13 protein-coding genes are annotated in these 11563 nt (G+C 71.8%); 3 read left to right on the top strand and 10 right to left on the bottom strand.

The genetic code is table 11. From position 1 onward, the window contains the following. Window positions 1-450: 450 nt before the first annotated feature. Window positions 451-1056 carry a TetR/AcrR family transcriptional regulator gene (locus tag P3H78_RS29080; RefSeq protein ID WP_276112149.1) on the bottom strand — a complete coding sequence of 202 codons (606 nt, stop codon included), beginning with the start codon at window positions 1054-1056 and terminating at the stop codon, window positions 451-453. Between the two features lie 152 nt (window positions 1057-1208). Here P3H78_RS29080 and P3H78_RS29075 point away from each other — a divergent pair, with 152 nt between their 5' ends. Together P3H78_RS29075 and P3H78_RS29070 are read left to right on the top strand one after the other, a co-directional pair. Then, window positions 1209-1853 carry an ATP-binding protein gene (locus P3H78_RS29075; protein WP_369015726.1) on the top strand — a complete coding sequence of 215 codons (645 nt, stop codon included), beginning with the start codon at window positions 1209-1211 and terminating at the stop codon, window positions 1851-1853. 134 nt (window positions 1854-1987) lie between these two features. Further along, window positions 1988-2623, top strand: coding sequence for a hypothetical protein (locus P3H78_RS29070; RefSeq protein WP_276112147.1), 636 nt, complete (start codon window positions 1988-1990; stop codon window positions 2621-2623). Window positions 2624-2853: 230 nt separating this feature from the next. Here the strand turns inward: P3H78_RS29070 and P3H78_RS29065 are convergent, their stop codons facing one another. Beyond that, the gene (locus P3H78_RS29065; RefSeq protein WP_276112146.1) at window positions 2854-3438 is read right to left on the bottom strand and encodes a flavodoxin family protein; all 585 of its coding nucleotides are present in this window, start codon (window positions 3436-3438) and stop codon (window positions 2854-2856) included. 151 nt (window positions 3439-3589) lie between these two features. On the opposite strand from P3H78_RS29065, the gene P3H78_RS29060 reads away from it, so the two are divergent. Beyond that, window positions 3590-3985 (top strand): winged helix-turn-helix transcriptional regulator, encoded by a 396-nt coding sequence (locus tag P3H78_RS29060; RefSeq protein WP_276112145.1) that lies wholly within the window; start codon window positions 3590-3592, stop codon window positions 3983-3985. Between the two features lie 43 nt (window positions 3986-4028). Here P3H78_RS29060 and mutM read toward each other — a convergent pair whose 3' ends face one another. The 8 genes from mutM to recG form a co-directional block, all read right to left on the bottom strand. Continuing rightward, a complete protein-coding gene (mutM, locus tag P3H78_RS29055; protein ID WP_276112144.1) occupies window positions 4029-4913 on the bottom strand; it encodes a bifunctional DNA-formamidopyrimidine glycosylase/DNA-(apurinic or apyrimidinic site) lyase in 885 nt (294 codons plus the stop codon). 98 nt (window positions 4914-5011) lie between these two features. Beyond that, entirely contained in the window at window positions 5012-5836 is an 825-nt protein-coding gene (gene rnc, locus P3H78_RS29050; RefSeq protein WP_276112143.1) for a ribonuclease III, read from the bottom strand. A gap of 7 nt (window positions 5837-5843) precedes the next feature. Then, on the bottom strand, window positions 5844-6017 hold the full coding sequence (gene rpmF, locus P3H78_RS29045) for a 50S ribosomal protein L32 (RefSeq protein ID WP_003951102.1): 174 nt from the start codon (window positions 6015-6017) through the stop codon (window positions 5844-5846). 2 nt (window positions 6018-6019) lie between these two features. Then, complete coding sequence (locus P3H78_RS29040) at window positions 6020-6673, bottom strand: YceD family protein (protein WP_276112142.1); 654 nt, start codon at window positions 6671-6673, stop codon at window positions 6020-6022. 166 nt (window positions 6674-6839) lie between these two features. Beyond that, window positions 6840-7952, bottom strand: a complete 1113-nt coding sequence (locus P3H78_RS29035; RefSeq protein WP_276112141.1) for a F0F1 ATP synthase subunit B family protein — start codon at window positions 7950-7952, stop codon at window positions 6840-6842. A 149-nt stretch (window positions 7953-8101) separates the two neighbouring features. Then, window positions 8102-8581, bottom strand: coding sequence for a pantetheine-phosphate adenylyltransferase (gene coaD / locus P3H78_RS29030; protein ID WP_276112151.1), 480 nt, complete (start codon window positions 8579-8581; stop codon window positions 8102-8104). 26 nt (window positions 8582-8607) lie between these two features. Next, window positions 8608-9195, bottom strand: coding sequence for a 16S rRNA (guanine(966)-N(2))-methyltransferase RsmD (gene rsmD / locus P3H78_RS29025; protein ID WP_276112140.1), 588 nt, complete (start codon window positions 9193-9195; stop codon window positions 8608-8610). Window positions 9196-9243: 48 nt separating this feature from the next. Then, complete coding sequence (gene recG / locus P3H78_RS29020) at window positions 9244-11460, bottom strand: ATP-dependent DNA helicase RecG (RefSeq protein ID WP_276112139.1); 2217 nt, start codon at window positions 11458-11460, stop codon at window positions 9244-9246. Between the last annotated feature and the right edge of the window lie 103 nt (window positions 11461-11563).

The raw sequence follows: 11563 nt of genomic DNA, 5'->3' as shown, positions 1-11563 counted from the left end.
CTACCAGGTCTTGGACGCACTCCAAGACCTGCTGAGGTGCTGGACCGGCACCTGCACCACCTGCGGCCGGACCCTGCCCGGAAAAAGCCGCAGAAGCAGAAGCAGAACCTAACGAAGCACTACTAGGACTCGACCGCACAAGTCGGACCTGCTCTCCCGATCCGAGGGCCGTACAGGTCGCAACCGCACAACAGGGGTGGCCCCCGCCCATCAGCTCTGGCAGGGGCCGCTCTCACAGCTCATCGAGCGGAGGCGGTGGGATGTGAACCCACGGCGACATCGCCGCCACGACGGTTTTCAGCATCGAGTGGCAGGGGCGACCACACCGGCGATGCCGATCACCCGAACGGTGACAAGTCCTTGGATTCCAGGTGAGCGATCGCTCACGAGACCCCGGGTCAGCAGGCTCCCCTTCACTTCTTCGGCTACGGAGACGGCCGTGGGGCCGGGTCAGGCGCGCAGGTCCGCGCGCCACCCGGGTTCGAGACGGTCGAGGAGCATGTGGAAAGCCGCGTCGGCCTGATCCTCGCCGCCGTCCGCCAGGTGCGCCATGAGCAGGCCGAACACGGCATCGACCAGGAGGGTCGCCTCTGTGCGCGCTCGCGGTGCGGGCATGCCCCAGTCGTCGAAGAAGGTGGTGAACAGTTCCGTCCACTCCCTGAGCGTGTCACGCGTGACAGGTTCGTACCGGCCGGGGTGAAGAACGTTCGCGACCATGATCTCCAGGTACAGGGGGAACGTGCGGCGCACGGCCGGAGCGCTGAACCGTTGCCAGATTTCTTCGACGAAGCGGCGCAGGGCTGCGGGATCCTCGGGGGGACCGGCGGCATCGAGCAGATCCCGAATGCGCGGGAGGGGCCGGGCTTCGTCCACGGCGAGGGCTTCGGCGACCATGCACTCCTTGGTGCCGAAGTAGTAGAGCAGCATGCGATCGCTGGTGCCCAGTTCGCGCGCCAGCGGGCGGAGAGACAGGCCGGCCAAGCCGTGGCGCATCACGTACGCGCGGACCTGATCCAGAAGGATCCGCCGCTTGGCCGGGTCGGGCGAACGCGGCATGTCGACTCCCAGCTGCGGACGCCGGCCAAACCCTTGGCCCTACTTGTCCGCATTTACATTCTTTTGCACTGCTATTTACTGTAGCGCACGCTACATGTATGTTGTGGGTGTAGCGACTGCTACGCAACGGGGCTCGGAAGGGACTGATGCGCATGGCCCCCCAGGCCGCCGGCCTCACCGCCTCGCACATGGGACACCTCGCCCGGATCGGACGCGTCCGACGGCCGCAGTCGCCGCATCCGAACCGGGATCCACGGCAGGATCACTCGCGCCGGGCTGCGCCCGCGTCATGGCTCGCCCGGCATCTGGCTCTGTGGTCGCGCACGGCGCAGTCCTTGCGCGTACTCGACGCACCCCGGGCCCGCGTCACCGACCGGGACGCCTCCTGGCCCCTCGCGCGGGAGCTGACCTCGGCCCGCCGGGCGCGCCGCCTGGTGACCGGGCAGCTGAGCGAGTGGGCCGTGGAAGGCGTGGTCGACACCGCCGAGCTGCTGGTCAGCGAAGTGGTCACCAACGCGCTGCGTCACACACGCGGCCCCCTGAGGCTCAACCTGCGGCTCCACGACTCCCGCCTGCGCTGCGAGGTCGAGGACACTGAGACCGCGGGTCCCGTACGCCACTTCGTCGGCACCGACGCCGAGGGCGGACGCGGTACGGAACTTCTCGACGTGCTCGCCGAAGCATGGGGCACCCTCCCCACGGCGATCGGCAAGACCATCTGGTTCGAACTGGCCACGAAGGCGCCCGCGTCGTCGGCTCGATCGCCTCGGGCCGAAGCCGGCGACGGTATGCGGTGAGTACGTCGTTTCCACCTGTCCGGCGTCATGACGTCACACCTTCAACATGCCCGGCATGACAGCTTTGAGGGCTCTCGTTACGTTCGTCGCGAGTCGGTCGCCCGGCCGATGTCCGCGAGACAGAGGGAAGTGACATGCCCACGCGTACCTTTGCTGTGGCCGCTGCCGGAGTGGGTGCGGCGGTCCTTGCAGCCACCGGTATCACCTACGCCTCCACCACCGAGTCCACCCCGGCCTCCCCCTCTGTCCACCGTGCGGCCGCACCTGTCCACCGCGCAGCCGCACCCGTCCAGCGGGCGGCCCCGCCCGTCCAGCGGGCCGCCCCCGCCGCGGCCCCCGCGGACGGCGCAGGCGCAGGCGGAGGCGGAGGGAAGGACGAGGACCGCGGCCGCGAGGGCGGCGGACGCCAGGACGGCGACCGCCAGGACGGCGGACGCCAGGGCGACGACCGCCAGGGCGAAGGGCGCGGCTACGGCCACAAGGAAGAGGGAAGGATCTCCTTCAACGAACGGGAGTACTCCGCCTCCACCGAGGGGTGCATCACCGCGGCCAGCGGGCTGGGCTCCAACAGCTTCAACGTGTTCAACGACAGCCGGAAGACCGTGGAGGTCTTCCGCGGCTTCACCTGCGACGGCGGCGCTCCGGTCGCCACCGTGGGACCGCACGGCGCCACCAATGGCGTGGTCACCCGCACCGTCCACGGGGGCGTGTTCGGCGACGACGGCGTGGTGGGCAGCTTCCGGGTGATCGGCGACCACGACGAGTGGTGACAGCGCCGCCCGGGCGCAGGGCGCTGACGGCCACCGGCGGCCGAGCCGGTCGCCGGGCGACCGGAATTGACCCGTCCGGCGCAGTGTGCGCGCGGGTGCGTGGGGAAGTCGCAGGCCGTACCGGGGCGCAGTCCTTCCGTGGCCCCGGGGTACGGGGTGGTGCCGCAGCCGGGGCCTCCGACCCGGCTGCGGCGCTCCCCCGCCGGCATCGCGCCGGCCTCGTGCCGGTGTCAGGCGGCGGTGCGGCCCCGGCGGAAGGCGAGGGCCGCCTCGGCCACCCGGCGGCCCAGGTGCTCGGCGGTGGCGATGTCCGCCTTGTGCACACCCTCCGGACCCTCGTCGACGTTCGTCTGGGCGGCCGCGCCGGCGAAGACGCCGAGGCGGTTGAGGTCGTTCTCGGAGCCGGCGCTGCTGTTCCACCCCGGGTGCAGGCCGAGATTGACCCAGTTCATGCCGTGCTGGGCGGCGAGGATCTGGAAGAACTGCAGGGTGTGCAGCTTGTCGCCGCTCTTGGAACCGGAGTTGGTGAAGCCGGCGCCCAGCTTGTCCTTCCAGTCCTGGCCGAACCAGCGCTTCGAGGACGCCTCGGCGAAGACGTGGAAGGCGCCGGACGCGGTGCCCATGTAGGTGGGCGAGCCGAAGACGATCGCGTCCGAGGCGTCGAGCAGGGCCCACTGCTCGTCGGTGATCCCGTCGACCTTGATCAGGTGCACCTGCGCGCCCGCGTCGGCGGCGCCGTCCCGGACGGCCTCGGCGAGGACGGCGGTGTGGCCGTGGCCGGAGTGGTAGGCGATGGAGACAACAGGGGTGGTCACGGAGGGCTCTCCTCAAGGGTCTGGATGGGGTGACGGCGGAACGGCACCGCCCGGCGAGCGGCACGGCTCGACGCCGACGGGAAAGAGAAAAGCACTAACTTTTGGAAAGCGCAACCCGACAGATAGCGCTGCATTCGAGTACGCTGCGTCTATGAGCGACACGCAGGAGCACAGGGAGGAGCCGGACCTCCCGTACGACGTGTTCGCGAAGGCCTGCCCCTCGCGCTGCACGCTGGAGAACGTCACCGGCCGCTGGGGGGCGCTCACCCTCGGCGCCCTGCACGAGGGATCCCTGCGCTTCAACGAACTGCGCCGCCGGGTGGACGGGGTGAGCGAGAAGATGCTGTCCCAGACGCTGCACGCGCTGGAGCGCGACGGCCTCGTCCACCGCGAGGCGCAGCCGACGAACCCGCCCCGCGTGGACTACGAGCTGACCCCCGTCGGCCGCGAGGTGGCCGCGCGGCTGCTGGAGCTCATCCACTGCGTGGAGGGCCGCATGGACGACGTGCTGGCAGCCCGCACGGCGTACGACGCGCACCGGGCCTGACGCGGAAGGCGTGACGGGGGCGGGACGCGGGGGCGGCGTCCGCTCAGCCGCGCACGGCTGATCCGGCCGTGCCGGTGCCGCGGGGCGGCCGCTGGCAGGTGGGGCAGAAGTAGCTGGAGCGGTTCATCCACGGGCGCCGGCGCATCGGGGTGGCGCAGCGGCGGCAGGGCAGGCCCTCGCGTCCGTAGGCGTCCAGGGAGCGGTCGAAGTAGCCGGACTGCCCGTTGACGTTGACGTAGAGGCTGTCGAAGCTGGTGCCGCCCACGGCGAGGGCCGCGTTCATCACGTCCCGGACGTGGCCCAGGAGTTCGGCGGTGCGCGGGGCGGTCAGGGTCGCGGTGGGCCGCTCGTAGTGGAGGCGGGCCCGCCACAGCGCCTCGTCCGCGTAGATGTTGCCGACGCCGCTGATCAGCGACTGGTCGAGCAGGGCCCGCTTGACGGTGGTGCGCTTGCGGCGCAGGGCCCGGTGGAAGGCCGCGTCGTCGAACAGCGGGTCCAGGGGGTCGCGGGCGATGTGCGCGATGACGTCGGGCAGGCCGTCGGGGGTGGTGTCGTGGAGGGACAGGCCGCCGAAGGTGCGCTGGTCGACGAAGCGCAGCTCGGTGCCGAGCGGGTCCGCGAACCGGACGCGCACGCGCAGGTGCTTCTCGTCGGGCGCCTCGTGCGGCTGGACGAGGAGCTGGCCGCTCATCCCGAGGTGCGCGAGGACCGCCTGGCCGGAGTCCTCCAGGGGCAGCCACAGGTACTTGCCGCGGCGCCGGGGCGCGTCGATGCGCCGCCCCTCGAGCCGGTGGGCGAAGTCCTCGGGGCCGGCCAGGTGGCGGCGGACCGCGCGCAGGTGCAGCACCTCGACGGCGGCGACGGTGCGGTGGGCGACCCACCGCTCGAGACCGCGCCGGACGACCTCGACCTCGGGCAACTCGGGCATGGTTTCCCGTCCACCTCCGCGGCCCGCTGCGGGCCGCCGTATCGGCCGAGCGCCCGCCCCCGGGCGGGGGCGGGCGCTCGGTTCACGCGCTGCGTGTGTCAGGCGGAGGCGGGGGCCTCGTCGGCGCCCTCGGCGGCCTGCGCGGCCTTGGCGCGTTCGTCCGCCGCGGCCCGGATGGCCCGCCAGGCGGACTCCGCGGCCTGCTGCTCCGCCTCCTTCTTGCTGCGGCCGGTGCCGGTGCCGTACGAGACGCCTCCGACGCGGGCGGCAGCAGTGAAGGTCTTCTCGTGGTCGGGGCCGGTCTCCGTGACCAGGTACTCGGGCACGCCGAGTCCTTCGGTCGCGGTGAGCTCCTGGAGGCTGGTCTTCCAGTCCAGGCCGGCTCCGAGGTTCGAGGACTTCTCGATCAGCGGGTCGAACAGGCGGTGCACCAGTTCGGAGGCCGCGTCGAGGCCCTGATCGAGATAGACCGCGCCGATCACCGCTTCGAGGGTGTCGGCGAGGATGGACGCCTTGTCCCGGCCGCCCGTGCCCTCTTCACCGCGGCCGAGCCGGATGAAGGAACCGAGGTCGAGCCCGCGGCCCACCTCGGCCAGCGCACGCGAGTTGACCACCGCGGCCCGCAGCTTGGCCAGCTGGCCTTCGGGCAGGTCGGGGTGGGTGCGGTACAGCGTGTCCGTGACCACCAGGCCGAGCACGGAGTCCCCGAGGAACTCCAGCCGCTCGTTGGTGGGCAGACCGCCGTTCTCGTATGCGTAGGAACGGTGGGTCAGCGCACGCACCAGAAGGGCGGACTCGAGCCGATAGCCGAGCCGCCCTTCCAGAAGCGTGTGGGACGAGGCCGTGTTGTCCGACTTTTTCCTGGCGGTGGGGTCCGCCTTGGCGTCATCCGCCTTCTTGGCAGTGGACACGGTGCCTCTCACCAGCCGCTCAGACCTCGAGGACCTGGCGCTTGTTGTAAGTGCCGCAAGACGGGCACGCGATGTGCTGCTGCTTGGGCTCGTGGCAGCGCTCGCACGCAACCAGGGTGGGGACCGCAGCCTTCCACTGCGACCGGCGGTGGCGCGTGTTGCTGCGCGACATCTTCCGCTTCGGAACAGCCACGGCTACTTCTCCTGCTTCTCGTCGACGCGTGCTGATCGAGGCGCGTCGCCGCTCATCTCGTCCTTCTCGCCGTCCGTCATGGTCTCGGCGAGTCCCTGCAGTGCCGCCCAACGGATGTCGACGGCGTCGTGGTGGTGGTCCGGGTCGTCCGCGAGCCGCGCTCCGCACTCGGAACACAGGCCCGGGCAGTCCTCCCGGCACACCGGCTGCATCGGCAGTGCGAGCACCACCGCATCGCGCAGCACGGGTTCGAGGTCGAAGAGTCCGTCCTCGAGGAGGAGCCTGTCCTCGTCCTCCTCGGCGTCGGCGTCCGGTTCCGCAGTCACGCGGCCCCGCTCGTCGGCGTCAGGGTACGAGAACATCTCCTGGAAGTCCGCGTCGAGCTCCAGCCCGACCGGCTCCAGACACCTTACGCACTCCCCCTCGGCCTGTGCACGGGCGGTGCCCGTGACGAGCACCCCTTCCATGACCGACTCGAGCCGGAGCTCGAGCTCCACCGGGGCGCCTTCCGGCACTCCGACGACTCCCTGGATCCCGAGATCCCGGGGAGCCGGGACCTCACGGGTCAGGCGCTGCAGCGCACCGGGACGCCGCCCCAGCTCGTGCGTGTCGAACACGAGAGGCTTGCGGTGGTCGAGGCGTGCGTTGGCGGCCATTCCTGCTTTCGATCCATTGGGCTCGGGGAAAACGCTGCCCTGCGGTGTCCCCGGGCAGCGGTGATCGCGGACGTACGCGCGACCGAAGAGCCAGGATACTGGACCTTTCGCTCACGGCCCAATCCGGCCCTTCACGGGCGCCCGGGGCGGCCGCGCGGGCGGCGGCCTACTGGAGCCCGCGCCCCTGCTCGTAGGCCCGGAGCTGCTCCGGGCTGATCATGCCGGTGTCGAAGAGGCTGGTCTCGTCGAGCGCGTAGGCCTGGGGGTCCTGGTCCTGGTGCTGGTGCTGGTGCGCCAGGGCGGCCTGGTGCTGTTGCCCGTGGAGCGCGGCCGGGTCGTAGGCGGCCTGCTGGGGGTCGTAGCCGGGATAGGCGTAGGGGTCGGCCTGCTCATAGCCGTAGGGGTCCTGTCCGCCGTAACCCTGCTGCGGGTAGCCGGCGTACGGGTCGGGCTGCTGCTCGTAGCCGTAGGCGGCCGGGACCGCGGGAGCGGGCGGCGCCGCCGGCTCGGTCCGGGGGTCGTAGGCCGGCTGCCGGGCGGCGGGCTGCCCGGCCGGGGCGTCCGCGAGGGCCGCGAGGTCGGCGAGGTAGTCCTCGTCGCTGGAGTGCTGGAGGGAGGTCAGGTCGTCGGCGAGGGCGCCGAGGTCGTCCGTGGCGATCCGGCCGTGCAGCTTCTGGCGGCCCTTGCCGACGGCCTCCAGGGTCTTGGCGAGGACCGCCTCGAAGGCGCCGAGCTTGGCGTCGACGTAGGCGTCGGCGTCGCGGCGCAGGGTCTCCGGGTCGTGGCTGCGCTCGGGGGCGTCCTCGTCCTCGTAGCCGTGCTCGTCCAGCCCCGGACCGGTGCCGAGCAGCTTCTCCCGGCCGCGGCCGACGGAGCCGAGGGTCTTGGTGAGGACGACCTCGAAGTTGGCGAGCTTGGAGTCGACGTAGTCGTCGGCGTCGGCGCGGACCTCCTCGGCCTCCTGGCGGGCCTGGCCGAGGATCCGGTCGGCCTCCGCCTGGGAGCGGCGGGCGACCTCGGTGTCGGAGATCAGCGAACCGCGTTCGACGTGCGCGCCCTCGATGATGCGCTCGGCCTCGCGCCGGGCGTCCTCCACCATCTGCTCGCGGCCGCCGATCAGCTCCTCGGCCTGTGCGAGCGATCCGGGCAGGGCCTGGCGCACCTCGCCGAGCAGCGCGAGCAGGTCGGCGCGGTTGACCACGCACGAGGCCGACATGGGCATGGACCGGGCTCCGGAGACCGCGGCGACGATCTCGTCGAGCTTCTTCTGCACGTCCACGGTGTGCTCGCCACTCTCTGCCGATGTGTTGGAGACGGACGGGTCGACTGTACGACCCCGGAGCGGAGGCGGGACACCGGATGACGGTCTGTCAGACTCCGCGGCCGGCCCGGCGGGGGCGGGGGCCGGGAGCGCCGCCCCCTGGGGGCTCAGTCCTTCTTCAGGCGTTCGCCGAGGGCCTGGAGGATCCGCGGCGGCACCAGGTGGGAGACGTCGCCGCCCCAGGTCGCGACCTCCTTGACCAGGGAGGACGACAGGAAGCTGTAGGTGGGGTTGGTGGGCACGAAGAGGGTCTCGACGCCCGAGAGGCCGTTGTTCATCTGGGCCATCTGCAGCTCGTAGTCGAAGTCGCTGACGGCGCGCAGGCCCTTGACGATGGCGGGGATGTCGCGCTGCTTGCAGAAGTCGACGAGCAGGCCGTGGAAGGCCTCGACCCGGACGTTCCCGTACTCGGCGGTGACCTCGCGGATGAGGTCGATCCGCTCGTCGATCCCGAACAGGCCCTTCTTGGCCTTGTTGATCATGACCGCCACGTAGACCTCGTCGTACAGGCGGGAGGCACGGGCGATGATGTCGAGGTGCCCGTTGGTGATGGGGTCGAACGACCCGGGGCAGACGGCGCGGCGCACTTGTGATCCCTCGCTCTCCGGTCCGGTCATCGTGCGTCTTCGCACGTAGAGGCGGCGCGACCGTACCAAAACGTTCCCTCGCCGTAACGACGGGCCCGGACGGCGTCGAAGCCGTCGGGCCACCGGAATTCGCCGCCTCTGGTGCTGCGCTCCACGGTGACGAGGGCTTCGTCCGCGAGCCAGCCCCCGGTGCGGAGTGTGAGCAGGATCTCGCGAAGATCGTCGTCGGAGACGGCGTAGGGCGGGTCCAGGAAGACGATGTCGTACGGCTGTTCCGGCGGGGCGGTGCGGACGATCTGTTCCGCTTTGCCCGCGCGCACCTCGGCGCCGGGGAGCCCGATGCTGCGGACGTTGTCCCGGACGGTGCGGGCGGCGCGGGCGTCGGCCTCCACCAGCAGGGTGTGCCCGGCGCCGCGGGACAGCGCCTCCAGGCCGACGGCGCCGGATCCGGCGTACAGGTCGAGGACCCGCTCGCCGTCCAGGGGGCCGCCGAGCAGGGACTGCCAGGTGGAGAAGAGACCCTCCCGCGCGCGGTCGGAGGTGGGGCGGGTGCCGTTACCCGGGGGGACGGTCAGACGGCGTCCACCGGCCCGGCCGGCGATCACGCGGGTCATGTCCTGGGGTCCTTGTCGGTGCGTGCGGATGGTGACCGTCCCAGTCTGTCAGCCCTTCTCCAGGTACTGCTCGCGCTCGTCGTCGAGCAGGGCGTCCAGCGCGGTCCGCAGCCCGGGCAGGTCCCGCAGGTCCGGGTCGGCGGCGACCACCGCGGCGGCCTCCTCGCGGGCCTCGGCGATGATCTCCTCGTCGTCGATGACGGCGAGCACCCGCAGGCTGGAGCGGACGCCGGACTGCGCCTGCCCGAGGACGTCGCCCTCACGGCGCTCCTCCAGGTCGATACGGGAGAGCTCGAAGCCGTCGAGGGTGGAGGCGACCGCGTCCAGCCGGCGGCGCGCGGGGCTCGCCTCCGGCATCTCCGAGACCAGCAGGCACAGCCCGGCGGCCGAGCCGCGGCCGACGCGGCCGCGCAGCTGGTGCAGCTGGGAGACGCCGAACCGGTCCGCGTCCATGATCACCATGGCGGTGGCGTTGGGCACGTTGACGCCGACCTCGATGACCGTGGTGGCGACCAGGACGTCGGTCTCCCCGGCCGCGAAGCGGCGCATGACGGCGTCCTTGTCGTCCGGGTGCATCCTGCCGTGCAGCACCTCGACCCGCAGACCGCTCAGCGGGCCCGCGGACAGCTGCTCGGCGATCTCCAGGACGGCGAGCGGGGGCCGCTTCTCCGCCTCGTCCTCGGGGGACGTCGCACGACCCTTCTTCGGGGCGTCCTCCTCGTCGCCGATGCGCGGGCAGACGACGTACGCCTGGTGGCCCTTCTCCACCTCCTCGCGCACGCGCTCCCAGGCGCGGGCCAGGAAGTGCGGCTTGTCGGCGGCGGGGACGACGTGGCTGGCGATCGGCGAGCGCCCGGCGGGGAGCTGGTCGAGGACGGAGGTCTCCAGGTCGCCGAAGACGGTCATGGCGACCGTCCGGGGGATGGGGGTGGCGGTCATGACGAGCAGGTGCGGGGGCTGCTTGCCCTTGCCGCGCAGGGCGTCGCGCTGCTCGACGCCGAACCGGTGCTGCTCGTCGACGACGACCAGGCCGAGATCGTGGAACTGCACCTTGTCCTCGATCAGCGCGTGCGTGCCGATCACCAGGCCCGCCTCACCGGTGGCGAGGTCGAGGAGCGCCTGCCGGCGTGCCGCCGCTCCCATGGAGCCGGTCAGCAGCACGACCTTGGTGGCGCGCTCGGCGCCGCCGAGCATGCCGCCCTCGGCCAGCTCCCCCATCATCTCGGTGACGGAGCGGTGGTGCTGCTGGGCGAGCACCTCGGTGGGCGCCAGCATCGCCGCCTGCCCGCCCGCGTCGACGACGGCCAGCATGGCGCGCAGGGCGACCAGCGTCTTGCCGCTGCCGACCTCGCCCTGGAGCAGGCGGTGCATCGGGTGCGCGGCGGCGAGGCCGGAGAAGATCTCCGCGGAGACCTTCTGCTGGCCCTCGGTGAGCGTGAAGGGCAGCCGGTCGTCGAAGGCGGCCAGGATGCCGTCCGGCGACGGTCTGCGCGGGACGGCGGCGAGCTGGGTGTCGGCGTGGCGGCGGCGGGCCAGGGCGACCTGGAGGACGAAGGCCTCGTCCCACTTCAGGCGGGCGCGGGCGTCGGCGATGTCCGCCTTGGTCTGCGGGCGGTGGATCTTCTGCAGGGCCTCGGGCAGGGTCACCAGGCCGCGGCCCTCGCGGAGCGGCCCGGGGAGCGGGTCGAGGGCCTCCGGCGCGCTGGGCAGCACCGTCTGGACCGCCTTGCCGATCTTCCAGGACTCCAGCTTGGCGGTGGCCGGGTAGAGCGGGATGAGGGCGCCGGCCCAGCTCTCGACCGCCTCCTCGGTGTCCGAGTGGAGCAGTTCGTAGGCCGGGTGGGCCAGTTGGAGCCGGCGGTTGAAGAGGGAGACCTTGCCCGAGAACATCGCCCGGGTGCCGGGCAGGAGCTCCTTGTGCGGCTTGTGCACGCCGTTGCCGAAGAAGACCAGCTGGAGCCGGCCGCTGCCGTCGGTGATCGTCACCTCGAGGCGCTGGCCCTTGCCGCGGGGGGCCCGGGTGGAGGCGAAGGTGTGCAGCCGGGCGTCGGCGACCTGGGCGACCACCGTGACGTGCTCGTCCATCGGCAGGTCGGCGAGGTGGGTGAGCTGGCCGCGCTCCTCGTATCTGCGGGGGTAGTGGTGCAGGAGGTCGCCGACGGTGTGCAGGCCGAGGTGCTCGGCCATCACCTTCGCGGTGGCGGGGCCGAGCACTGACTTCAGTGGCTGTTTCAGTGGTTCTTCCAGTGCGGGCACGAGATCCATTGCACACCACGGCACCGACATTGCCGTAGACGTCCTGGGAAACTCCTGGTCAGCCGGGTCGGCGGGGCCCTAGGATGGCGCGCCCCGGCCTGCCCCGCGGTCA

The sequence above is a fragment of the Streptomyces tropicalis genome (assembly GCF_029269835.1).
Lineage (GTDB): Bacteria > Actinomycetota > Actinomycetes > Streptomycetales > Streptomycetaceae > Streptomyces > Streptomyces tropicalis.
Note: the sequence above shows the minus strand (reverse complement) of the source record. Positions and strands in the feature narration are given on the sequence as shown.